The organism is Vibrio sp. Vb0937 (genome assembly GCF_033338855.1).
In genome coordinates this window covers 666,206-689,301 of record NZ_JAWOTK010000002.1, presented here as the reverse complement: position 1 = coordinate 689,301, position 23,096 = coordinate 666,206, and the positions used below count along the sequence as shown (strand labels likewise).

At 43.8% G+C, this 23,096-nt stretch carries 21 protein-coding genes; 10 read left to right on the top strand and 11 right to left on the bottom strand.

Features of this window, described 5'->3' with window-relative positions:
- Positions 1-82: 82 nt before the first annotated feature.
- From R7P67_RS06420 to R7P67_RS06410, 3 genes are all read right to left on the bottom strand, one after another.
- Positions 83-1,405 carry an ABC1 kinase family protein gene (locus R7P67_RS06420; protein WP_005373639.1) on the bottom strand — a complete coding sequence of 441 codons (1,323 nt, stop codon included), beginning with the start codon at positions 1,403-1,405 and terminating at the stop codon, positions 83-85.
- Positions 1,406-1,506: 101 nt separating this feature from the next.
- Positions 1,507-2,730 (bottom strand): HlyD family secretion protein, encoded by a 1,224-nt coding sequence (locus R7P67_RS06415; protein WP_318085915.1) that lies wholly within the window; start codon positions 2,728-2,730, stop codon positions 1,507-1,509.
- Complete coding sequence (locus tag R7P67_RS06410; RefSeq protein WP_017635162.1) at positions 2,730-3,056, bottom strand: MFS transporter; 327 nt, start codon at positions 3,054-3,056, stop codon at positions 2,730-2,732. The genes R7P67_RS06415 and R7P67_RS06410 overlap by 1 nt, the downstream gene beginning before the upstream one ends.
- Positions 3,057-3,163: 107 nt before the next feature.
- Here R7P67_RS06410 and R7P67_RS06405 point away from each other — a divergent pair, with 107 nt between their 5' ends.
- Entirely contained in the window at positions 3,164-4,165 is a 1,002-nt protein-coding gene (locus tag R7P67_RS06405) for an AraC family transcriptional regulator (protein ID WP_053304538.1), read from the top strand.
- A gap of 86 nt (positions 4,166-4,251) precedes the next feature.
- On the opposite strand, the gene R7P67_RS06400 is transcribed toward R7P67_RS06405, so the two are convergent.
- Positions 4,252-4,941 (bottom strand): hypothetical protein, encoded by a 690-nt coding sequence (locus R7P67_RS06400; RefSeq protein ID WP_080276951.1) that lies wholly within the window; start codon positions 4,939-4,941, stop codon positions 4,252-4,254.
- Between the two features lie 12 nt (positions 4,942-4,953).
- The gene (locus tag R7P67_RS06395; protein ID WP_262652692.1) at positions 4,954-6,495 is read right to left on the bottom strand and encodes a hypothetical protein; all 1,542 of its coding nucleotides are present in this window, start codon (positions 6,493-6,495) and stop codon (positions 4,954-4,956) included.
- 366 nt (positions 6,496-6,861) lie between these two features.
- On the opposite strand from R7P67_RS06395, the gene R7P67_RS06390 reads away from it, so the two are divergent.
- Positions 6,862-7,554 (top strand): response regulator transcription factor, encoded by a 693-nt coding sequence (locus R7P67_RS06390; RefSeq protein ID WP_053349274.1) that lies wholly within the window; start codon positions 6,862-6,864, stop codon positions 7,552-7,554.
- 3 nt (positions 7,555-7,557) lie between these two features.
- The gene (locus R7P67_RS06385; protein ID WP_047101179.1) at positions 7,558-8,880 is read left to right on the top strand and encodes an ATP-binding protein; all 1,323 of its coding nucleotides are present in this window, start codon (positions 7,558-7,560) and stop codon (positions 8,878-8,880) included.
- Here R7P67_RS06385 and R7P67_RS06380 read toward each other — a convergent pair.
- On the bottom strand, positions 8,861-9,517 hold the full coding sequence (locus tag R7P67_RS06380; RefSeq protein ID WP_005385609.1) for a pyridoxamine 5'-phosphate oxidase family protein: 657 nt from the start codon (positions 9,515-9,517) through the stop codon (positions 8,861-8,863). The two genes, R7P67_RS06385 and R7P67_RS06380, sit on opposite strands and share 20 nt — an antisense overlap.
- A 100-nt stretch (positions 9,518-9,617) precedes the next feature.
- Here R7P67_RS06380 and R7P67_RS06375 point away from each other — a divergent pair, with 100 nt between their 5' ends.
- A complete protein-coding gene (locus R7P67_RS06375; RefSeq protein WP_262652693.1) occupies positions 9,618-11,063 on the top strand; it encodes a PLP-dependent aminotransferase family protein in 1,446 nt (481 codons plus the stop codon).
- Here R7P67_RS06375 and yjeH read toward each other — a convergent pair whose 3' ends face one another.
- Positions 11,064-12,326 carry an L-methionine/branched-chain amino acid transporter gene (gene yjeH / locus R7P67_RS06370; RefSeq protein WP_017635168.1) on the bottom strand — a complete coding sequence of 421 codons (1,263 nt, stop codon included), beginning with the start codon at positions 12,324-12,326 and terminating at the stop codon, positions 11,064-11,066.
- Positions 12,327-12,653: 327 nt separating this feature from the next.
- Here yjeH and R7P67_RS06365 point away from each other — a divergent pair, with 327 nt between their 5' ends.
- From R7P67_RS06365 to R7P67_RS06350, 4 genes are all read left to right on the top strand, one after another.
- Positions 12,654-13,109 carry an Lrp/AsnC family transcriptional regulator gene (locus R7P67_RS06365; RefSeq protein ID WP_005373615.1) on the top strand — a complete coding sequence of 152 codons (456 nt, stop codon included), beginning with the start codon at positions 12,654-12,656 and terminating at the stop codon, positions 13,107-13,109.
- A gap of 40 nt (positions 13,110-13,149) precedes the next feature.
- Complete coding sequence (locus tag R7P67_RS06360; RefSeq protein WP_017819875.1) at positions 13,150-14,064, top strand: LysR family transcriptional regulator; 915 nt, start codon at positions 13,150-13,152, stop codon at positions 14,062-14,064.
- 109 nt (positions 14,065-14,173) lie between these two features.
- Positions 14,174-14,788 (top strand): LysE family translocator, encoded by a 615-nt coding sequence (locus R7P67_RS06355; RefSeq protein WP_005373611.1) that lies wholly within the window; start codon positions 14,174-14,176, stop codon positions 14,786-14,788.
- A 329-nt stretch (positions 14,789-15,117) separates the two neighbouring features.
- Positions 15,118-15,447: a hypothetical protein gene (locus R7P67_RS06350; protein ID WP_005373609.1), complete on the top strand. Its 330-nt coding sequence runs from the start codon at positions 15,118-15,120 to the stop codon at positions 15,445-15,447.
- Positions 15,448-15,572: 125 nt separating this feature from the next.
- On the opposite strand, the gene R7P67_RS06345 is transcribed toward R7P67_RS06350, so the two are convergent.
- On the bottom strand, positions 15,573-15,794 hold the full coding sequence (locus tag R7P67_RS06345; protein WP_005373607.1) for a hypothetical protein: 222 nt from the start codon (positions 15,792-15,794) through the stop codon (positions 15,573-15,575).
- 240 nt (positions 15,795-16,034) lie between these two features.
- Positions 16,035-17,468: a glyceraldehyde-3-phosphate dehydrogenase gene (locus tag R7P67_RS06340; RefSeq protein WP_017635170.1), complete on the bottom strand. Its 1,434-nt coding sequence runs from the start codon at positions 17,466-17,468 to the stop codon at positions 16,035-16,037.
- A 615-nt stretch (positions 17,469-18,083) separates the two neighbouring features.
- On the opposite strand from R7P67_RS06340, the gene R7P67_RS06335 reads away from it, so the two are divergent.
- A complete protein-coding gene (locus tag R7P67_RS06335; protein ID WP_053349268.1) occupies positions 18,084-20,720 on the top strand; it encodes an ATP-binding protein in 2,637 nt (878 codons plus the stop codon).
- 68 nt (positions 20,721-20,788) lie between these two features.
- Here the strand turns inward: R7P67_RS06335 and R7P67_RS06330 are convergent, their stop codons facing one another.
- Entirely contained in the window at positions 20,789-22,132 is a 1,344-nt protein-coding gene (locus tag R7P67_RS06330; protein ID WP_262652694.1) for an MATE family efflux transporter, read from the bottom strand.
- Positions 22,133-22,253: 121 nt separating this feature from the next.
- The gene (locus R7P67_RS06325) at positions 22,254-22,568 is read right to left on the bottom strand and encodes a DUF496 family protein (RefSeq protein WP_005373603.1); all 315 of its coding nucleotides are present in this window, start codon (positions 22,566-22,568) and stop codon (positions 22,254-22,256) included.
- A gap of 220 nt (positions 22,569-22,788) precedes the next feature.
- Between R7P67_RS06325 and R7P67_RS06320 the strand changes: the two genes are divergently transcribed.
- On the top strand, positions 22,789-23,013 hold the full coding sequence (locus R7P67_RS06320; protein WP_005385630.1) for a hypothetical protein: 225 nt from the start codon (positions 22,789-22,791) through the stop codon (positions 23,011-23,013).
- Positions 23,014-23,096: the final 83 nt, after the last annotated feature.

The window sequence follows — 23,096 nt, the reverse complement described above, 5'->3', positions numbered from 1 at the left end:
GAAGTATGGCATGTTATTGAGATGCACAACTATGCATCTTAACCTTGCTCAAGGTACTTGAAAGTAACAGAAAAACAATAGGCTATTTGCTGTTGATGGTGAGATATGGCTGTACCAATTGGCGAATGTTCACTTTTGCGCCAATACGGGCTGCCAGCAAGTACATTCCGCCTATTTTTCTGTGCAAAAATAGGGCATCTGCTGGTGGAGTATGCCAGTATTCTTGTTCCATGCTTAAAATAGTGCCAGCTTCGCGAAGCTTTTGTGCTAAGCCACTGGCTTTAAAGTCATAAGGCTCATCAACTAACATCGGTTCACATGCCATTTTCACTAGATCGAGAATCGCTTGGCGCTGGTCTGGAAGGATGGTTTGGCTGAAGAAGCCTATTTGTTCAAGCGCATCATTTAAGCCTTGTTCGTCATTATTCACGACAGACGCAAAAGCTTGGCGATAGCCGGTACTGAACCGTTCGCTGTATTCGCGGGTCGCCCCGAAATCTAGCAAGCCGATTTGACGAGTGTTTTCGATATATAAGTAGTTGGCGAAGTTTGGGTCGGTTTGTACCATCTTAAATTCGAACAGCTCTCGAAACAGTAATTCGAGTAGGCTGTGCATGACAAAATCCCGTGTACTCTGATCATAATGTTCGATTTGCTCAATCGGGCTACCATCAATGAATTCCATCGCGAGAACGGAGTCTGAGCAACTTTCAGTATGAATCTTCGGTACGACAAAATGAGGGTGCTCCTTCAAAGCGTCATGATAACGAATGGCAAATTGTGCCTCTCGTGCGTAATCGGCCTCGTCATGTAGCTGCTTTTTCGCTTCTTCGAGCAATCCTTTGTAGTCGACAGACTCGGGAATCAACCCAACGACCTTGAGCAGTGTACCGACATTATCGACGTCGCTATCGATACTTTTCCGTATGCCCGGATATTGCACTTTGACGGCTAGGTTATCGCCCGCATCGCTGTAAGCTTGGTGCACTTGTCCTATTGATGCACTGGCGATTGGTTTGAAGTTAAATGACAGAAACTCAGCTTTCCAATTCGTTCCTAGCGAACTTTCCATTACTGCGTTGAGTTGTTTTGCAGGCATTGGGTCTGCGTTGGAACGAAGACGGGAAAGAATATCGGCAAGTTCAGGTTCTAAAACATCACCAGCATCCATTGACAGCATTTGACCAAGCTTCATTGCAGCGCCACGTAGGTGAGCAAGTTGGTCAGTTAAACGCGCGATGTTCTGTGGCGTCAGCAAGAGGTCTTTCGCTTTTGGTTTGTTGCCTTTGGCTATCTGCTTCGTGCCTTCTGTAATCACATTGCCTGCGACACGGGTAGCAAGTGAAGCGAACTTGCTGAATCTTGAGATGCGATGGGTAGGTAGGCTTCTTTCCTTTGCCGACATGAATCTTCTCCGCTATTTACTAACTAATTGTTATACGGGAAAAGGATATGTTTGGATACAAATGAAAAGAAAACCGCCAGCGTAACTGGCGGTTTGCGAGTTTAGATAGAGTAGAAGAAGTGCAGTTGAGACTTCATTCGGATGATGATCCCGCGAATCACATCTAAGAAGGCCATGAAGCCTATCGGTTTTTCACCGCTGACCCATGCCAGGCCAACAGAGCCAACTGGGATATCGTAGCCTTCTGGCTCATCAATCTTAAGACGAACAAAGTGGTGTTTGTTCTGTAAGTTCTTTCCAGTGGTGACACGTACGGAATCATCGAAACCCAGTAGATTACCTTGTGACTCACCTGTTGCTTCAACAATGCCTTCGACGGTCGCTGAGAAGATCTTACCTGGGTAAACGGACGAAGAGAATTCCGCTGGCTGACCCGGTTTGATGTTACGAATCGCCTGGTGGTTGACTCGCATCAGCACGTACTTCTCGTTAGTGTACATGTTGATACGCGGCATCATCGATACACGCTGACCTTCACGCAGGATAAAGTTGGTGACAAAGCCATCTGTTGGGGCATGAACTTTTGTGCTATTCAAATCCCATTGCGCTTTTGCAATTTGCTCTTCAGCTTGGCGCAGTTCGGCTTGTTTAGTTTCAACTGCAAGTTCCGCTTTATGAATCGCCAGTTTTGCACGGGAAATATCGACTTGTTTCTTCTTGATTTGAGACTCAAGAGTTAACACGTTGTGACGTGCCATATCAACCGCACTCGATTGTTTGTCGATATCGCTTTCCGTGATGGTGTTGTGCACCACTCGGTTTTGCTCAACATAACGATCTAGCATTTTTTTCTGCAATTTGTAGTCAACTTTCGCCGCTTCCAACTGGCTCTTGGATGTTTCTAGATCTTGCACTAGCGCCTCGTGGTTAGCTTCTTCAATCTCGATGTCGCCTTTTGCCGTAGCTAATGCAACGCGAGCAGAATCAGCGGATACGTTCGCTTGATTTAATGCGATTTTGTATTGCGTTGGGTCAAGTTCATAAATGAGCTGACCTTCTTTAACTTTCTGATTCGGCTCAATGTAAATGTGGTCAACTTTACCTTTTACATTGGTTGAATCTGGACGCAATTGGATGTGTGGTGACTGCACGACAGAACCGCCGGATAAATCCATCGGGGTGAAGTTAATCAAACCTACCCAGACGAACATTAGCCAACCCAAGCCGCCAAGATAAGCGAACGATTTGGTTGCTTTGTTCCAAGGCATGCCAACCAAACGCAGCAGATAGATGAAGAGAGCCCATACCGCTAAACCTTCTAACATTATGCTTCCTCTTTTGGCTGTGTTTCTGTTTGCGGTTTACTTTTCCATGTATCACGCAGATTGATGATGGCTTTTTCCATATCAACAAATGCAAAGATCACGGCTAGCACCCAAACCCAGTGCCAGACAAACCCTATCCAGGTCAGCGCAGTGATGAGCCCTATCTGATGATGGTCTTTGCTGTGTGCTTTATTGATAGGCAATTCATGGATTTTCCAAAAGCCGTAACACGCGCCCGCGACACTCGCAATTAAAACGACAGCAGCGACAACATGTAACGCCGTATCTGCGCCTGTACCGACAAACGGGACACTCAGTAAACTCATTAAACACTCCTCTATCAAACTGTTGGCGTATTGTGATCTGAATTTGATTTGCGGCTTTCTTTGTGACAGATTCAATCACTACAGGATTAAATTTGATGTGATTGGTTATGAAAACGGTTCGGTTTATTCGCGCGATGGGCATTCTAAACATGCATAACCTCGCGTTATCTAAATACAATTTGGACTCGGATGAGTTAGGGATCCCAGCATCGGTGTTTCGTAACCCAATGACACTGATCCCGCTAAAAGCCGTTGCGGAATGGTACCGTTGTGTTGAACAAGCCAGTGGTGACCCGGATGTGGTGTTGAGTCTCAGCCGAGGTATTGAACTGCAAAAGCTAGGGCCAGTGGGACGCTGGTTATTCTCCGGCAATGATTTAGCCAGTACCATTCGGCGAGTGAATTATGGTGTGAGCAACCTACAATCAGGGGCGTTTTTTGCTGGCGAACAGTCGGGTAAAATCATCAAATGGACTTACCACAACCCGTTTATAGAAACGTCAGTAAAGGTGCACGATAGTATCCGCTGTGCGGTATTTATGATTAAGGTGTTACGCGAATTTCTTGGCAAAGATTACCAGCCTTTACGTGTCAAGGTTTCAGGCTCGAGAAAAAATACTGAGCGATACCGGGAATATTTCGGCTGCGAGGTGGAATGGAGTCAGCCAAAAACAGAGATATGGATCCCGGGAGATGACCGACTAGCTTCTCGCCAAGTGAGCCATCGAGAAGACAGCCGTCTAGCGATGAGTTTTTCCGATTTGGATGATTTGCTTAATATGCCCGACCCAGAAGATGAGTTGAAAGTGATTTATGAAGTGGTGAATTACAGCAGCCATTATGGATTGCCAACGTTAGAGCGCGTGTCTTCTCTGCTTGATTTATCTGAACAGCAGTTTCAACGTCGTTTGCATAAATTAGGGCTCAATTTTTCGACGGTTTCTGGCTATGTATTGAGTAATATTGCAGCTGGTTTGTTGAGTAAGCGCGTGAGTATTGATGACATTGCCACGCGCCTTGGTTACACCAATGTGGCGAGCTTCAATCGTATGTTTAAGAAACATCGTGGATTAACGCCCAAGCAGTATACGGGAAGATTAGAGAAGTAGTGCTCCACTTATCTCTATGAGTACAAGCAATAAAAGCCCTCAAAAAAGTAGAGGGCTTTGTTTTTTTGTGTCGTTTTATGTGGTGGCTATTTCTTAGGACGCCAACTTAGTGCACTTGCAACAGCGCCGATGGCAATTACATCCTTTTTTTGTTCGCTAAGTTCAGGGAGCATCTGTACCGCAATGGTACCGTTCGTCTGCACTGCGGCAATTTCTTGTGTGCCCTCCTTAAAGCTATAACCCAATGGAATGTCTACCGCCATCATGGCGTCAGGACTAGTATGTACAGTTTCTACATTAAAGTGGGTGCTACCAATACGCACTACGCCTGTCTCTTTTTTCTCAAAGCTGATGTCGATGAGAGCCGATTTTGGCTCCATCGCAAACTCACCGACTTTTTTACCATCTTGAGTAATGTCACAGGTGTAAGGATCATTCCCACCAAAATCGACGCCCATGTAGTTAACCGACATACCGCCTCCGGTGCAGTTCAAAAGCCAAGTTTCCCCGCTGTCGATACGAGTCACTTCTGCGCCCATTGAACCTTCTTTGAAAGAGATACGGTTAAACCAACTTGAGTTAGAAGCACTGCGTGAATACTTGCCTTTGTACTTACCAGCAAAATCAAAATGGCCATCTGCACCGAATCCCCAAAAATCACCGTCGGTTTTGATCAGCATTTCTGGTTGTGCTTTTACGGCATCAGTACGATCCATGACGGCTAGGCCACCACAACCAACAAGGAGCAAGGGAGCGAATAGAATAAGTTTCTTCATGTTTTTCATTGTTTATAGCTTGGTTACATCTAGGGTTTGGTCGGTGAATTGGATGTTCTGAATGTCGTACAACTCGTCAGTGCCTGTACTCGGGCACTCAACAGAAACGCTCTTTGCTTTGATAACAGTACATTCCGCCAGTTTGTGTGGCACGATATAGGTGTTGATACCGCCTTCACCATAAATGCTGTTGTCTTTGCTGTTGCCTTCAAAAGTATTGTTTTGATCATTACCGATCACATTCATCGCGTCGTCGCCAATGATCTTCACTTTTGTTAGCCATTGAGATTTGTAGGTGTACGCTTCTATCAAACCATCTTTGTTGGGAGCCATACGGAAGGTAGGTACTGTGCCTGGACTTGTCTTTTCTGTGTAGAGCTTGACGCCCGCAGAGTCGATATTCGCGGTATATTGCAAGTATCCGTGGAATAAGCCACTAATCCAATCAACGGCTTGTGGATCTTGGGTTTGCATTTCTTCACGCGTTAACGCTTGGTAGCCATCTAAACCATGTCCGTTTGCTTTTGCTACACCCATGTAAGCTTCAAAAGCGGCAGCAAAATATTCGTGAGAATATGAAGGGCCCGTTTGTTTCACACTTTCAGGATCGAAGTCGTCCGATTTCCAATCGTCCCAGTCATACTGAGTAGGGCGCCACACCGTCGGTTTGCCCGATTGAATATCGTTATAGATGCTTAACGCATGAGCTTGAATGTCATTTTGCAGTGCCGCAGTCGCCGTGTTAGGTGCAATACCTTGCGCTTGGACCAAGTGTAAAATTTCTTCAAAAGCGGCGTCTCGTTCGGCTTTTTTACCAAGATTGGCGCAGTAATCGGCAAAATTACTCATGTAATGGCAATCGCCTTCAACTGTCAGTTCTCGATACATTAAAGATTGGCTATTCCTTAGCCAGTTTGGTGTTTCTTTACTAGTTACTAATGTTGACGCGATAGATGTGACAAGTGTATCCATATCATCTTCGTTAAGTACCATCATGCTTACAACAAACTTTTCTAGAGAACTCGTATCAAAAGAGTGTGCTAAGCCCGAGTTTGTAACTGCATCGTTCAATTTGTCTTGGCGAATCAGTTCGTTGATAAAGATTTTGGTTAACATCTCATCATTCTGTTCGTCGTTTTCGGTCAGCATTAGTGTGGCATCACGCTTGGCTAATGTCTTAGCGATACGAGACTTGTCAGCACCGTACTTAGAGTCTGGTTGGTTTGTGAGAAGGTGTTGGATGATTTTGGCTGCACGAAAGATTTTTTCATTATTCGCACCGTCATCAACAGCCACAATGTGAAATGTATCGTTGTTGTTTGCTTCGGAAAGGGAGATTTTCACATAGTGGGTGAAGCCAGCATCAGCAGCCACTTTTAACTTGGCTGGAAACTCTGTAGAAACGACAGTTGGGATTGTAACAGTGCTCAATGTTGGCATTGGTGGTGTTGGAGGTGTCGTTGTCGATGGTTTCGAATTAGATTCACTGCCGCCACAAGCAGTTAGACTTATCGCGCAAAATATGGCTAAAGGTGTTAATTTGGAATATCTCATTTCATGTTACTCGTAGACTTTATTAGAGCAGGAAACTTAGAAGCAACATAAAGTCCTGTCTATATAAGCAAACTAAGTCATATATGTTGATATTGTTTTTTGGTAAGACCTATTATTCGATATATTTAAAAATATAGTGGATTTTTATTCCGAATTTTATTTTCTATGTGAAGCTATATTCTGATAATGAATAAAACCTCAGGTTATTGCATGGTTTTAGGGGTGTAGAATGATTAGGATTATCGTATATGTATGGTTTGTAAGCGTATGTAAGCCTGCGTTTTATTAAAATTATCATTTAAGTAGGTTGCGCAGTATAGGACGAGCGATATACTCCCTCCATCATATTGGTGGAGTAAATGATTCATGGTGGGTAATACAATCTTACTGGTAGAAGACGACTCAGAGATTGCTCGATTAACCAAAATGTACCTCGAAGCCGAAGGATATACGGTAACTGTCATCGGTAACGGTCAAAATGCATTAGAAACGATTAAGGGGCTCAAGCCGGACCTAGTGCTGTTAGATTTGATGTTACCAGGAAAAAATGGCGCAGAAATATGCCAAGAGGCGCGTAAGTTTTATCATGGTATTATCATTGTTTTGACTGCGACCGATGATGAAATGAGCGAGGTGAGCTTATTTAAGTTCGGTGCTGATGATTACCTTACCAAACCGATAAAAGGCAATATCCTTCTCGCCCGTATTGAAGCAGCGTTGCGTCGCTATTGTCGTCAAGTTGATATCGTTGAAGAAGAAAAGCTGAGCCGATATGGCATTAGTCTTTGTCTTCGTCGCTCCCAAGCATTTTATTTGCAAAAAGATATTGGTTTAACGAGCTCTGAGTTTGAAATTCTAGAGCTCCTGATGCTGAATGTCGATAAACCAGTATCTCGTGAATCATGTTGCCGTCTTGCCAGAGGCATTGAATACTGCATTACTGATCGTTCGATTGATATGCGTATATCCTCACTAAGGAAGAAATTCTCTAAGGCTCATATCCATACTGCTACCATTAAGACCATACGTCACCACGGCTATATGCTGACAGGTAAATGACGCATGTTTTCCCTGTTTACTCGTCTATATGTGGGGTTAGTTACTGGCCTTGCGCTGACTGTTGCTTTGTTTCTCTTTATGGGGGAAGAGTACATGCGCAAAACAGAAGTCGGTGTTTTTTTGAGTGACGGTGCTTATTTTGTCGATCAATACATTGAGCAACGAGGCACTCCGGATTCTCTCTACAAGAAGTTAACCGAAAACGGCAAGCAAGATTTCTTTATCTTTGATTTAACATTGGTTGAAAACTGGGACGGATCACCGCCTTGTCGAGATTGTAATCTGCTGTACCGTATGCAAGGGATACCTGTTTATCTTATTGATGGCAGTACCTATGCTGCGGTATTCCCTTTGCCTAACACTTCGAAGAGTTTAGTTTTCAAAGAAAAAACGGATTTCTTTAGCCCACACGTTGATTGGAATGAAGATTCTGAGATTGTATTTATACTTACTCTACTTTTGGTTGTTGTATGCAGTTTAGGCATTATGGTTTACATACCTGTACGACGTCTTGACCGCCAAATTCGGCAACTAACGGCTGCGCAACAACAATTTGGTTCTGGTGAGTTGAATACGCGAGTCGAGCTAAAGCAATTTTCGCAACCCGTGAAAGAGCTCGCCCAAGGCTTCAACTGCATGTCTGAAGAGATTGAGAGACGAGTGCGCCAAACACACATCTTTACTCAAGCTATTCCTCATGAAGTGCGCACTCCGCTGAGTCGTATTCAGCTAGCGACGGATTTAGCTCGACGCACGAGTGGTGAAATGCAGGCAGAGTTACATGACGATATTGAACGATACGTTGATGTCGTGACGGATTTAACGTCCGACATTGTCATGCTGTCTCGCTTGAGTGTGAAAAACCACTCATGGATCGATTCTGTTGAAACCATGGAACTGCCACTTTGGTGTAAAAGCCGCATGAATTACCTAGGCTTAGAGTCCGCCATGTTGAGAGCAGAAAATAAACTCGCGAACCAATTGATTCACTTTCAGCCTACTTTGGGTAACCTTGTCCTCGATAATTTACTGCAAAACGCCAAGCGTTATGGTGAGTCCTGCGTTGAGGTGACGATTCGAACGGTAGCGGATTGCTGGAGCATCGATATTGAGGACGATGGTCCGGGCATCCCTGAGGCGATGCGAGAAGAAGTATTTATGCCATTTTCGCGCTTAGACAAAAGCCGCAACGCCGACATGAAAGGCTTTGGTTTAGGGCTTGCCATCGCTACCAGTGCAGCGCGGCAACTGGGGTGGGAGCTTTCTGTCGGCGAGAGTTACTTAGGCGGCGCACGTTTTACGGTGCTTATTCCTGCCAACGGTTAGAGTAGGCACTGCGGTAGTCTGGCTCTGCGATACCTTCATACAAATCGTCACAAGCTTGCAGTGGACCTACGACGGTTCGGTAGGGTAGGACACCTGCCCAAACAGGGATGTCCATGTCTTCCGCATCGTCGTTGACGCCAAAATTGCTGATTTTCACTGATGCCTCCGTGAGCGGGATACGCAGTAGCATGGTGGCTTTGAGTTCTTTTTCATTACTCAAACGGACTTGTTCTGTTCTCCCCGGAGCTATCTGTTCAATAAAGTGATTCAGCAACCTGTCTTTCTCTTGGTTATCTTCCACCACCTCAAACTGGCCAAAGACCACAGCACTGCGATAATGCGCACTGTGGTGAAACGCACTTCGAGCCAATACCCAACCATCAAACAAAGTAAAGGTTAAGCACGTTTGCACTCCTTGTTTGAGTGAGCGTAACAGTCGACTGTTGTTGGCACCATGGATATACACGTAATCATCGACGCGCCATGCCAGCATAGGGATGACCACAGGGCCTGACTCGTTGGTTATCGCAATATGAGCGATTAGGCTTTCATCTATGATGGCGTGCAGTTTGCTAACATCAGAGACGGCTTTATGTGCGCCTTTTTTAATTTCCGTTCTATTGGTGTTGGATAGCATTTTCTCTCCTTGCTTGCTCACGATTACGAGCGATTTATTCTCATTCTTTGATTGCAATGTAGCGTTTAACTGGTAGCTTAAAGAGAGCCAGTTTTAACTAATGGATGGATCCAGTTTGTCTTTGATTGATATCGGTGACCTACATTTAAAAGACAGTGAAGGAACGCGCCAGCAAGCGTTGTTTTTTGCTATTCGCAAGAAAATTGTTCAAGGACTGTGGATGAAGAATGGGAAGCTGCCTTCTACGCGGAAGCTTTCACAAGAGCTTAATCTAAGTAGGAATACCGTGATTTCTGCCTACGAACAGTTAGTGGCGGAAGGGTACTTGAACAGCCAAAAAGGTTCTGGTTTTTATGTTGCCGTAGAACTGCCAGAGCAGTACTTGCCTGAACCTAGTTCAGTTCAGAGAGACTCATCACCGAAAGCTCACTTTGATATCAACCGCGCATTTGCACCGGGTGTACCGGATTTGGACGCATTTCCGATGGCGCAATGGCAAAAGTTACTCACTCGCCATATGTCTCGTACTTGCTTGTTGGGGAACCAAGATATTCAGGGCAGTTGGACATTACGCTGTGCTTTAGCTGACTACCTTGCATCTAGCCGTTCAGTGAATTGTTCTCCAGAGCGCATCATTATTACCTCTGGGGCGCAGCAAGCGTTGTCGATTGCGACGATGGTAGTGCTCAAACAAGGTGATAAGGTTCTGATGGAGCAACCAGGTTACGCGCAAATGCGGAAGTTGATTCAGTTCCAAAACTATCAATTTGAGCCTTTGTTCGTAACAGAGAAATTAGGTTTTGATGTGGAAGCGGTGACCTCAAGCGATGCCGATGCGCTGTATATTACACCAAGTAATCAATATCCGATGGGTACCACACTCAATACCGAGCAAAGAGGAAAGATCATCAACTGGGCGGTCGAACAATCAAGTTGGATCATCGAGGATGATTATGACAGCGAATTTCAGTTTGCTCATCGTCCCTATACCAGCTTACAGGGGCTAGCAGCTCAAATGGGTCGAGATGATCGTGTGTTGTATGTGGGTTCCTTCAGTAAAGTGATGTTTAACGGATTGCGGCTTGGCTACCTTGTAGTTCCTGAACGTTTAGTAGAGCAATGCTTAGTGGTTAAGGATGCGTTAAGTGGTGATTCGCCGACGCATACACAAGAAGCATTGGCAGACTTTATTACTGAAGGTGGGTTATTACGTCATATTCGAAAAATGCGTCGACTGTACAAAACTAAGCATGAACAGATGCATGTATCCATTCAACAGCATTTTGGCGACCGTGTTTGCGTCGTTAGCCAAGCGGCGGGGCTTCATGTTACGTTGAAATGGCAAGACGGTATGGATGAGCAGCGTTTTATAAAACTAGCAGAGCATGAAGGGATCATCTTGCGACCTTTGAGCTATTATGAACACCCAGATTTTCAAGCACGTCACTGGCATGGTGCCGTGCTTGGTTACGGCAATATCGCGTTAGAGAACATAGACGCTGGTATCCAACGTTTAGCTCACATATTTCGAAATGGGAAGCGATGACTATTCAACTACACGTGTTTGTCGCTTATGTCGCCACTGTTTCCAAGGCAGTAAAAGTAGAGTAAAAATGCCAAGTGCATAAAACATTGACCAGCCTAAACATATAAAAACACCGGTACAAAGCAGTAGGGACAGTCCCGCAAGTGTTTTACCAAATCCTCGAAGCAATTTAAAAGCGGCTAACATCGCCAACATGTAAACCAGAACGAATACACTGTTTGCGAGTTTTAGGAAAAACTCCAGATCGAGCTGTGATAGGGTTCCTATCACACAAGATATCAATAATATACCGCCAACTAATATGGTGGCTGAGAAAGGGACACCACGACGCGAAATCTTGGCTAGTGGACTAGAAGGACGATGTTCACGAGCTTGAGCCCAGACCATTCGCGCTAGGCTCTGTGTGTATAAGTTAACGCTCGCGAAACAAGCGGAGAAACCTATCAAGCTGATTATCCATTTGGCTCCATCGCCTAGTAGTTGGGCACTAAGCCAGGGGATGGATGCGTTATCAAATTGAGCGTTACCATACGCGCCAAATTTTAAAATAACGACAGAGCATGCCCAATAGGTAGCCCCTGCTACAAAACAACCGACCACAATGGCAATAGGGAAATCTCTTTGAGGGTTTTTGAACTCTTCCCCCATGTGGGCAAAAGCCTCTATGCCAACAAAACACCAGAACATCACGCCTAACGCTGCGGTAATAGGCCAAATTGACTCTTGTGTGATGGCGGGCATCACAAGATCGGCACTGTTAACGTCGCCTTTCCATAAAAATGCGCCAACAAGTGCGAAGACACTTAAAGCAATAAGAGTTTGTAAATGACCTGATGATTTTGTGCCCATCAAGTTGACGAACACAAGAAGTACTACCGTGAGAACTTGTGCAAACAGATTGTTGCTAATAGGCTCTGGCAATATTTGTTGTAGGAAGCCTGCGGCGAGTGCAATCGCGGCCGGAACCCCTACCGGAATGACACTAACAAATAGCCAAGCGACACTACTTTCCAGTTTGGCGTTAAAGGCTTTGCGTACAAAAAAGGCTGTTCCGCCCGCGTTGGGGTATCGTTTACCCAGTTGAGCAAAAGTCAGCGCAATAGGACAAATCGCGATGAACAATAAAATCCAAGCCCATAGTGAAAAATGGCCAGCTATACCTGCTGCGATAGCCGGGATCATAAACAGCCCAGTTCCCATTAATGTGGTGGATAACTGTGCGATACCTGATGTGAGTGAAATGTCTTTTTTGAGCTCTTCCATGCGAATTGATTCATCCAATGTTATGAGGCTTATTACGAAAAAGCTTGTGGCTTCTGGTTATTTCGTTTTATGTGTTTAAGCGATGCTATTTATGTGCTGAGTACTTAAGTTGGGAATTTGATTTCAATGTGTTATCTATTTTCTGTTGAAATGGATAACAGCACTCATCTCATGCCCGCCAAATAGCATATCCAAAATGTTAATAACAAAATGATTTACTAAACCGTCAATATGACGGTTGTTTTAAATAATTCCAACAAAATGTTGGTTTCTTATGCAGTTAGAATCGGTATAGAATGAGAAAAATAAGGAAAGCTTGGTAACGGTATGGACAAGTTTGATCATAAGATTGTGGATCTACTCAGGCACAACGCTCGGCTGTCGGTGACTGAAATTGCGGATAAAGTAAACCTTTCTCGTTCTGCGGTAACGGCCCGTATTCGTAAGCTAGAGCATGACAAAGTGATTCTAGGGTATCACGCTGAAATTGCGCCTTCGGGTGGGGATTCGATTTGCGCCTATTTTGCCTTAAAGTTCGATAAATCAACCTCTACGTATTATTGCGAATCATACGCGGACGAGTTATACAAAATTGATGGCGTAAAATGGTGTCATGCGATCAGCGGTGAGACGGACATGATGGTTTTTGTCGAAGTGCCTACGATGGCTCGCTTGAACGAAATCAGAGATCAAATTCAACGATATCCAGAGCTTCGAAACCTGATGACTCATACCGTCTTAGCTGAATTCTTTAACACGACTGGGAACCTGTTTGTGAAGTGACCATGAATGGATGCCATGTTGAAAACCCTTCTGAGCGAATATGTTAAACAACATTAATTTGAATCTACTTAGATCCTTGCATGTACTTTTAGAGGAGTGTCATGTCAGCCGGACCGCAGACCGTTTGCACATTACGCAGTCAGCTGTCAGTCGACAGCTTGCACAATTGCGCGATCTGTGTGGTGACCCACTGCTTATTCGTCAAGGTAATCAACTGATACCAACGCCACGAGCAATAGCGTTAAAATCAAAGCTTGATGCATTACTGGCTGAGTTTGACCATTTACTCGATGACCAACCTTTTGAGCCGCGGCAGTGGCAAGGTGAGCTTGTTATTGCTTCTAGTGACTACGTGGCGCAATACGTATTGCCCGATATTGCCTCTCACTTGGGTGAACAAGCGCCACAGTTAGATATGGCGTACCGACTGTGGCAACCCAACTTTCTTGATAAACTTCATGAGACGGGCATCCATATCGCGTCTTCTATGTATCCAGAAAAACCACAGAGTGTGTCGAGCGTTAAAATTGGTGAGGATTCATCAGTTTGTTTGATGAAATCTTCTCATCCGTTAGCAAAGCAGGACCAGATCAGTATTGAAGACTTGATTTCATATTCACACATCAAAGTGACTGGCGGCGGAGACAAAGATTCCTACACTGATTTAGCATTGAAAGAGCTAGGGCACACCCGCCACGTTACCTTTAAGGTTCCATTCTTCTCTGCTGCGATCAATCGCTTAGTTGCAAGTGAGCACCTGATGGTGGCTCCTGAACATATTGCCGTTAACCTCGCTAAGCATTGGGACTTAACCCATAAAGCATTACCACTCGAAACACCTATTCATCAATATTGGTTAATGTGGCACCCCAAATACGACACGGATCCTGCGCATAAATGGGTGCGAGAAGAGATTCGCTCAGTAATGCAAATCTCTGAATATTCCATTCGCTAATACGTACACCGTTTAGCTATGACTTGAAGTCATGATTAGTATGAATAACTTTGATTTCTAATTATACCTCTTCCGTTGATAGAGTGAGCTTCAAAGAGGGGAGATTCTTATGACACTAACAGTTTGGTTATCACTTTTTACCGTGTGTTTATTAGGGGCTATGTCACCAGGTCCCAGCTTAGCTATTGTCGCTAAGCACTCGTTGGCTGGTGGACGTATCAATGGATTAGCTACGGCTTGGGCTCATGCGTTTGGCATTGGTATATATGCGTTTATTACTTTGATTGGGCTCGCTGTTGTTTTGCAGCAAAGCCCGATGTTGTTCAAGACGATTAGCCTTGTGGGTGCGGCATATCTTGCGTATTTAGGGTTTAATGCTTTGCGTTCAAAAGGTGGTGTGGCTGCGAAGTTGGAGTCAGGTGAGGAAACAACGGTAATCCAGTCTGCGCGAGAAGGCTTTTTTATCTCGATTTTAAGTCCCAAAATTGCTTTGTTTTTTATCGCATTATTCAGTCAGTTTGTCGCGCTCGGTAATGATTTGAGTAATCAGATGATCATTGTTGCCACGCCGTTTGTTGTAGATGGGCTTTGGTACACCTTTATTACCCTAGTGCTATCGAGCTCTAAAGTCGTTGACAGAATTCGCTCTAAGGCAGTGTTGATTGATCGTTTGTCAGGAGTAGTACTCATGCTGCTGGCTCTTAGAGTGGTCGTAACGGTATAGACAAGCTCGCAAGACAGACATACTAAAAGCAGCCCGTGTGGCTGCTTTTTTGTCTACTCTCAGTAACCCTTACACAATTTACGTAATTCTGACGCTAAACGTTGCTAAAATTAATATTATCAATAGTGTTACTTTGGTTCATATTCTCATTTGCTGTGAAAGCTACTTTCCAACGCATTGTTATAATGAGAACGATAGCCACTTAACGTTAATACTAACAGTGTCGCATATTAAGTCGAGAGTGCTTTATTGGATAAAAACGGACTTTCCTCTTACTTACCCTATGAAAGGGGTAGAGACTCCATGACCGTTTAGAAGGTGAGAGCAATATGCAAAGAATAGTAGATTTAGCTCCAGTAGTAATTTTGACCAGTGTTTGCAGCGTTGCTTGGATATTCTTTTCAACAAAGAGCATTTGGGTGTTTTTTGAACTGTTTGTATTTACGATGCTTGGCTTTGGCCTTTTGTACGGGTTACTACAAAAGGCTGATCCTAAACACTTTGACTTTGTTTTAAACCACATCGATGAAATTAAGAAGGAAGGCAAAGATGCTTGCCTAAGCGGCGCTCCGAAAGAATCCAACCCATACTCTGGTGTCGATGGTGATTTATGGGAGGCTGGTTACACAGCCTCCTACAACAAAAAGATAAAGCAATAAACCGCTAGGTGCTTATTCAATATTGTGCTTTTCAAAAAAGCACCCTGCCATTTTAAGGACAGGGTGAAAGCAAGAAGTTTCTCAGGAGCGGTTGGGGGAGAGAAACTCATCTAAATCTTATTTACTTACCGGCGAACCTCTTCAAATTCACCTTCAATCGCATCTGCTTTACCTGTATTAAACTCATACTCTTCGTGCATTTCTCTCTGCATTTTCTTGACGCGCTTTTCAATACGTTTACCGGTAATTAATGCTGCGATGGTCAACGGAATCGCAATGATTAAGCTAAATACTAACGTAAAAAAGCCGGTAATCAGTGCTAGTGCAGTTACAATAATCCGATTCATAATCATGACCTCTCTGTAATTTATGTGCTCAGATTAATGCTGTGAACATGAACAAAACATGAATGCTGACGTTCACTTTGTCCGGAGAGTGTCAAATGAATGAAACGAAAAAACGCCTGAGGGTGATCAGGCGTATAAACGGGGAAAAATATTAGTAATGCGCATGGCGCTTATTATTTAGAACAAATATGAGATATTGTCCGCTACGCTATGTGGTTAACGTTGTGGAGCAAAGTTCACCTATCGAGGGAATGTTTGGTAACGAACACCCATCATTTGTTCCATACAGTGCACAACTTGGCAGCTGTAACCGAATTCGTTGTCGTACCAGATGTAAAGTACACAACGCTTGTCTTGTGCGATAGTCGCTTGACCATCTACGACGCCTGCATGACGAGAACCAACTAAGTCAGTTGATACAATTTCTGTTGAATCGGTGTAGTCAATCTGTGCCGAAAGCTCAGAGTTCAACGCCATTTCACGCAAGTAATCGTTCAGTGAATCACGGTCTACGTCTTCACCTAAGTTTAGATTAGCGACTGCCATAGATACGTTTGGTGTCGGTACGCGAATCGCGTTGCCTGTTAGCTTGCCTGCAAGCTCTGGCAATGCTTTAGCAACTGCTTTTGCCGCGCCTGTTGAAGTCAGAACCATGTTTAGTGAAGCACTACGTCCGCGACGGTCACCAGAGTGGAAGTTGTCGATCAAATTTTGGTCGTTTGTGTATGAGTGCACGGTTTCAATATGGCCAGAAAGAACACCATATTTATCGTTCAGAGCCTTAAGGACTGGCGTGATTGCATTTGTTGTACAGCTTGCCGCAGAGATGATGGTGTCATCTTCTTGAATTACTGACTCATTTACACCGAATACAACGTTTTTGATGTCACCTTTACCTGGTGCTGTTAGCAGTACTTTCTCTGCGCCTTGACACGCTAAGTGCTGGCTCAGACCCTCAGAATCACGCCAAACACCTGTGTTATCAACAACTAGCGCGTTATTGATACCGAAAGCTGAGTAATCCACTTCGCTTGGGTTATTTGCGTAGATGATTTGGATGTAGTTGCCGTTAACGATCAGTGCTTTACGCTCTTCATCGATAACAATACTACCGTTGAACTGACCGTGAACTGAGTCACGACGCAGCAAGCTAGCACGCTTCTCCAAATCGCCTTTTTTACCGCCACGAACCACAATCGCACGTAGTCTTAGTGGGTAACCTGGACCACTTTTCTCAATGAGAAGGCGAGTAAGTAGTCGACCAATGCGACCGAACCCGTAAAGAACCACATCACGCGCTTTCAATGAAGAATCTGCGTCGCGAGCACCATCAAGTGCAGTGATAAGGAAATCGTTTAGAGAGCTTGTATCGTCATGTTCATTCCAGTACATAGTTGCCAATTGGCCAACATCGACACGGCATGAAGAAATGCTCATTTCACAAAGCGCTTGAATAATAGGCATCGTGTGCTCAAGCGAAAGTGGGTTACCGGTATAACGTCTTGCAACGCGATGAGTTTTGAGAATGTCTATAGTAGTAGCATTAATAAGCGTTTTACCAAACAGAACCACTTCGATTCCTTTTTGACGATATAGCTTACCAATTAGAGGGGAAATAGATTCAGCAATCGTTTGGCTAGTTTGCCAGTCTTGGAGATATTTCTCTGGACTCATTGTTGTATTAGACCTTTCACGTTTTGGGGGCTAACCATACTCTCTGCTGTTGCCTCTTCGGCAGCGTGCAAGAGTGTGGTGGGTTATGTAATCGGGTTGTAATAGTTATGTGTGCGGATTCTAAGGTCGGAGTCCTTATTCTGCTAGGAAAATTAAATCCAGTGTAAAACACTACTTAAGGGAACGTTAGTGGTGGATTAATGTGACTAAAGCAGTGGTTTTCACGTATTGACATTTAGAAAGTAACTTACTTTTTTTGCGATGATAACGTTTGCTTTCAAATTATTTTTGTTGACAAAAATGAATATTTTGCATTTTTGTGTGATTTAACTCGACAAGGCAACTCAATAGGTAAACATACAATAGATGATTTCCTGAAAAGTGATGCGACTCTTAGTTGTGAGTGAAACTTTATTGTTTGCATCCAACTTTAAGATCAAAAAATATGACTTAAATCACAATTTTTACTGCATTAGCCGATGATAAAACACTCACAATAACCATAGTCTAGGTAGGTGAATGTTGTTTGAAAGTAACAATGTCGTATATGCCTTTCAATGCAAGAAACTAGTCTAATATTAAATAAACGGATGAAATCAACCATTAGGCTGATGGATGTTGAGATTATCAATAAAAACACGCTTAGCACTCCTCGCACTATTACCCGCTGTGGTAATAGTGGTATTTGCAGTTCAGCAGTTTTCTGATAATGCGTTGCGCGTGAGCCGTCTCAATCAAACGGTTAGCAATATTCAAGGTTTCCAATTGATATCCAAGGCCTCCCACTTTATTTACTCCATAGAGAAAGTACGCCGACAGCCTGATCTTCAAGTCTCTGCAGCCATTAATATTGAAGAACAAGGTGAAGTTATTTCTTCTTTGCATCAAAAGTTTGTGAGTAACCCTAATACTGCTGAGTATGCTGATGAACTGAAAGAAGCCATGCTGGGGGTATTGTCAGGTAGATTGAGTGAGATGGACGACCTGGGTGATTGGGCATTTCAACAGCTCCAAAATATGTCGCGCTCTTTGTTGCAAAATCATCAATGGTATGGCAGTGACGACGGCATTCGCATGCAAAATTTTATTGCCTACCTTGCTCAGCTCTCTTTTTGGACACAGAAAGAAGCTTGGCTGACGAACCGTTTAGTCCAAGACCCTGAGAGTCGGCTAAGTCAAAGTATGTTTTATCAGGCGATTGACCGACAGCAGCAAAATTTGGATGCGTTTTTAAACTTAGGTGGGTCATACGAGCAAGTGGATAAATTGCTTGGCTTGTTTACTTCGCCGAGATATCAGAGAAACTTGGCGTCTCGCGGACAATTAATGTCAGGAGACATGTCTCAAAGTGACTACGCCGCGTATTTAAAAGAACTCGATTTTCGTGTGCAGCGCTTACAAGTGCTCATTGATGGGTTCACCAAACAAACTGAGCAGTCGCTTCTCACGCAGGTTCATGAACAAAAGGCCAATATAGCGATGATCAGTTTTGGCGTTGCCTTAGTGGTTATCCTGCTTTGTTGGCTCGGATTTAGTACTTGGTTCCGAGTTAACAGCAAACTCGATGCGATCATTCACACTTTAAACGCGTTGATCAACTCCGAAGAGAAGCAAACAAAAGTCAAAGTTGATGGAAGTGATGAACTGACCATTTTTGCTCAGCAAGTGAATCGAGTGGTTGAAGAAATGCAGAGACAAACTGAAGAAATACTGCATGCAAAAGAGTCAGCAGTATCGGCTAATCGTGCAAAATCTGTGTTTCTTGCCAACATGTCACATGAAATACGCACGCCCCTTAACGGGATCATGGGCATGACAGAAATACTCTCTCAAAGTGAGTTGTCTTCGCATCAACAAGAAGTTGTTGATGACATTGACTCCTCATCTCAAACACTGCTCACTTTACTTAACGATATATTGGATCTCTCTAAAATCGAGTCTGGACGATTGGAGCTGTCACTAGTAGAAGCGGATATCCGAGAAGTCGTGTATCAGTCGATGATTTTATTCCAATCCAAAGCAACATCTAAACAGCTAAAGTTAGGTATTAATTTAGCTGAAAATATCCCCATTCGCGTGATGGTCGATGATCATCGTGTCAAACAGGTAGTTACGAATCTGGTATCGAATGCGGTTAAGTTTACCGAAAGTGGGCATGTATGCGTTGATGTTAGTTATGAGGAGTTACTTGAGAAAGAACGTGGAGTGCTGACGTTTAAAGTAGAAGATACCGGAATAGGCATTGATCAAGATAAGTTAACCACGATTTTTGAACCCTTTACTCAGGAAGATGAAGGAGTGTCGAGGCAATTTGGCGGCACAGGGTTGGGTTTGGCAATTTGTTGTCAGCTTGTGTCGATGATGGGGGGCAAGCTCGTAGCAACATCTACAAAAGGAGTGGGCACATGCTTTGAATTCTCGATTGAGGTTGAAGCAATTCCGGTGTTTGGCTGGCGTTCGGAGGTGATTAATAAAGGGCTTTTGATCTGCTCAAATTACGACTACGCCGACCAAGTATTAAAAGAGTGTCGCTTAGCGAAAATCAATCTCTTTGGTGTTAATAATGTGAATGAAGTGCAAGCGATAAATGATGACTTTGATGTCATATTTCTGTGCCACAGTAACGATGCTAATACCGATGAAATCTTGGATAATCTATCATTTAATTACGATCTTCGCCGTGTGATTATTTGCCAGCATCATTTATCCACTCCCTACGAAAATGCAGAAAAAGTACATGCCGTACTCACATTACCTTTCCTTGGCAATCGATTTAAGCATGTCATTGATGATTTAGCTAAGGTTGAAAAGACTATATCAAGTGACAATGTCACCAATAATGTTGTCAGCTCTGAATATCGAGCGTCGCGCTCTCATCGGAGGATCTTAATTGCGGAGGATAATTTGATGAACCAGAAAATAGCGAGTTTTTTTCTGGATAAAGCAGGTTATGACTATTTGATAACAAGCAACGGTCAAGAAGCGTTAGAAGCCATCACAAAGGGAGAAGAATTCGATGCAATTTTAATGGACTGCATGATGCCCGTGATGGATGGACTGACCGCGACGAAAGAAATTCGTCGTTGGGAAAAGAAAGCAGGACGCGAAAAAACGATGATTATCGCACTCACTGCGAGTGTTTTGGAAGAAGACATCCACAACTGTTTTGCGGCAGGCATGGATGCTTATTTACCTAAGCCGTATAAATCGAACCAGTTATTTGAGCTCTTTAGTGAATTAAAACTCGCCTAGCTAACATTTCAACTTAGACAAGGTGTCAAAACGATAAAGCCCCACTTCAGGGGCTTAGTTCTGATTATTCATTGTTGTGCGCTGGCTTGAGCGCCTGCGAGTTTGCGTATGGTTTGGCGATAGGTTAGGTATGCGGAAACACCAGCTAACAGGTTGCCGATACAAGCGCCTAAGAGTAAACCTCGGATTCCATCCATTTGAGCGCCAACCCACAAGCACGGTAGGAAAAAGACAAACAAGCGCAGCGCTGAAATAGTGAGCGCGGTGTAAGATTTGCCTAATGCATTACAAAGAGAAACCATTAGCATACAAACCCCTAATGAACCCAAACTGATCGGCACTATCAGTAAATGCATTTCCAAGACTTGCTCCACTTGCACATCACTTGTCATCAATAGTGCGAGTGGGTTTGCGACGGCAAATGTAATGGCAGCAATCAAAAGTTGGAAACCTAGAATGAATTTTACGGCAATACTGACGAGCCTTTGGATATCTTCATAGTTCTTTGCTCCAAGTAAGCGTCCAACCATTGGAGGCATAGACATTGTCAGCGCCAAGACCGAAACGATAGCAAAGAACTCATAGCGTGAACCAAGCGCCCAAGCGGCGACTGCTGCGGTTCCAAAGCTTGCCAATAATTTTGTTGCTAGCATGGAAGACAACGGTGGCAGCAGTTGGCTAATCATCGCAGGGCCCATAATGTTACCGATAGATGCAACACTTTTGGCTACGTTAAGATCTTGCCATTGTGTCGTTGCCCAGTGATTCTTCTTCACGCGAGGAGCTACGACTAAAATACCAAATCCAAAAGCGACGATGGTTGCTATTGCCGCTCCGTTAATACCCAAGTCAAACGTGAAAATAAATAGCGGATCGAGTACAAGGTTCACGCCGCTGGTTATCATCATCATTGTGCCAGGTAACATTGTATTGCCATTAGCTCGGCAGATACTGTAGTAAAAATACAAAACCGCACCAGTCCATGAGCTTAATAACCACCAAGGCCAGTAACTGTCGATTATCGGCATAACAGATTCTGGAGCGCTTAATAGAGCTAAAATGGGGTAGCGCAAAAGCCAAATTAGCCCGCCAAAAATAGCGACACCAATTGAGCCGATCATCAATACCAATCCGCCAAGTTGTTTGGCATACCGACTTTCATTCGCCCCAAGAGCTTTAGAAATGACCGCTGTCGTTGCGATCCCTAGACCGACTTGAATGCCGATAATGACCATTTGCAAAGGCAGAGTGAAACCTTGAGCGGCTAACGGTAAAACGCCGAGCTGACCGATAAACGCGCTATCCACAAGCTGAAAGCTCATTAAAGACAGAACGCCAAAAAGCATTGGCCAGGTCATCGTAAATAATTGTTTTGCAAGCGTTGGTTGTGTACTTGTCGAAGTTGAAGACATAGAAAGCTGAATGCGTTAGGAATAAGAGTTAGATTGATTGTACACGGCGGTTAGTTTAGAGACAAAAATAAACCCCGAGGAAGATATTCTTGCTCGGGGTTCGAAAATCTAGCTCACGCGTTTATTTTTTGCCGCTAGTTTGCTTGTCTTCTTCAGTCAGCTCACGAATGCGACGGCTGATGTCACGACGTGCTTTAGAGATCTCAGCGCTTTTAATGATGTGGTCATCAACACGATCTTCATAGTCTGCTTTCATATTTTTGATGATTGCGACGATTTCATCGTGAGTCATTTCTGGTTTGATGTAGTCTAGAAGGTTTTCTAGAAGATCAACACGTTTACGGTTATCACGAACTTTCTTCTCGTTATCAAGAAGCTCACGTTTTAGTTTGTTTTTACGACGAGCTTGGTTAACGATTTCAAATACGCTACTCATAGTTCTCTTTCCTAATTTTATGAATATCTTCCTCGATTAAAGCACAACATCCAGTGGCATAACAGTCTTTAGATCAATAGCAATGCAGAGTTGAACATTTCTCAACCAATTGCGTTGTGTCCATATAATCGTGCTGCTTTCTTCGAGTTTTGGCCAACATTGTAGAATCCATCGATTCATTGTCATAACGTGGCCTTCACTATATTATCAACACCATTGAATGCAAAATGATGAACTTGATATGGACTCTGGTAACACTGCGGAGCAAGTAAATAGTCAAGATAATGAGCAAGTCACTCGCTCTGTGGCTGAAAAGTTAAAAACGGCGTATATCAACGCTCGCGAGCAACTCGAAATCATCGAAGTTGAGCTTAATCGTTCAAAAATAATGATGGTCGACCAAGATGGCAATTTGACGAGAGTGCCGATTCTCTCGGAGCATTGATACCTGACCCTATTCGTAAGGGGTGTCAGGTCTTACGCTATGCTTTAGCCTGACACCAACACCTGAACCGCTAACGCTTCTTG